General features: G+C 66.1%; 1 protein-coding gene and 1 pseudogene. One reads left to right on the top strand and one right to left on the bottom strand.

Annotated elements, in window-relative coordinates:
- On the bottom strand, positions 1 to 709 hold a 709-nt coding region (locus PGX04_RS21595), incomplete at its 3' end, for an NAD(P)-dependent oxidoreductase (protein ID WP_273740393.1).
- A gap of 112 nt (positions 710 to 821) precedes the next feature.
- On the opposite strand from PGX04_RS21595, the pseudogene PGX04_RS21590 reads away from it, so the two are divergent.
- Positions 822 to 1,062 (top strand): annotated as a pseudogene (locus tag PGX04_RS21590) (amidohydrolase); the annotation flags it as partial.

Raw genomic sequence — 1,062 nt, 5'->3', positions numbered from 1 at the left:
CGCGGGCGGCGTTGACGACCACCGCGTTCGGCGGGAGCGTGGCGAGTTCGTCTTCGCCCACCAGCCCGCGGGTCAGGTCGTTGAGCGGGCACGCGAGGACGACGTAGTCGCTCCGGGAGAACGCCTCGTGGATATCGGCCTCGTCGAAACCCAGCACCTCGTCGGTCGGCCCGCCCTTCGAGGGCGTGTAACGGATCCCGATCGTCTCGACCTCGAACCCCTCGAGGCGCTGGACAATCGCCTGGCCGATCGAGCCGAGGCCGACGATCGTGACGGTGCTGTCGGTGAACTCGTGGGACTGGAAGTGCCGCCACTCGTCGTTTTCCTTCCGTCGCCAGCCTTCGTGGAGTCGGCGCGCGAAGACGAGCATGTTGCCGATCGACTGCTCGGCGATGCCGGGCGCGTGGATGCCGCCCGCGTTCGTCACGGCGACGCCGTGGTCGGCCAGCGCGTCCATCGGCAGGTGGTCGGTGCCGGCGAAGGTACACGCGAACAGCTCGAGCCGGTCGGCCCGCTCGAGGAGATCGTTCTCGATCGTGATACCGGTCACGACCCGCGCCTGCGGAACGAGTTCGCGTTCCTTTTTCGGCGTTCGCGCGAGCGCGACGGTGCGATCGGGCAGCCGCTCCCGCAAGGTTTCGGCGTACGACGCCATCGACAGCCCTTCCGTTCCCTCTCGGAGAACGACGATGTCTGGATCCGTGTTCATGGAGAGTTCCGTGTTGCCCTACCATTGTCACGCGATCTCTTATCCTTTTTGTGTATCCGTCGTAAACACTGATTGTGTATAATTAAGTCACTGGGACGCGTCAGTGACTCTCATGACCGAGCCGATACGGGACCGTCTCGTCAGCCTTCGGCGTAGCTTCCACCGCCACCCCGAGCCCGCGTGGCGCGAATTCCTCACCACGGCACGGCTCGTCGAGGAAATTCGGGCCATCGGCGTCGACGAACTGGCCGTCGGCCCCGACGCCTACGACCCCGCCGATCGGATGGCCGTCACCGACGACGACCTCGAACCCTGGATCGAACGCGCCCGCGAGCGCGGCGCGGACGAGGACC

The sequence above is a fragment of the Natrinema soli genome (assembly GCF_028618695.1).
Note: the sequence above shows the minus strand (reverse complement) of the source record. Positions and strands in the feature narration are given on the sequence as shown.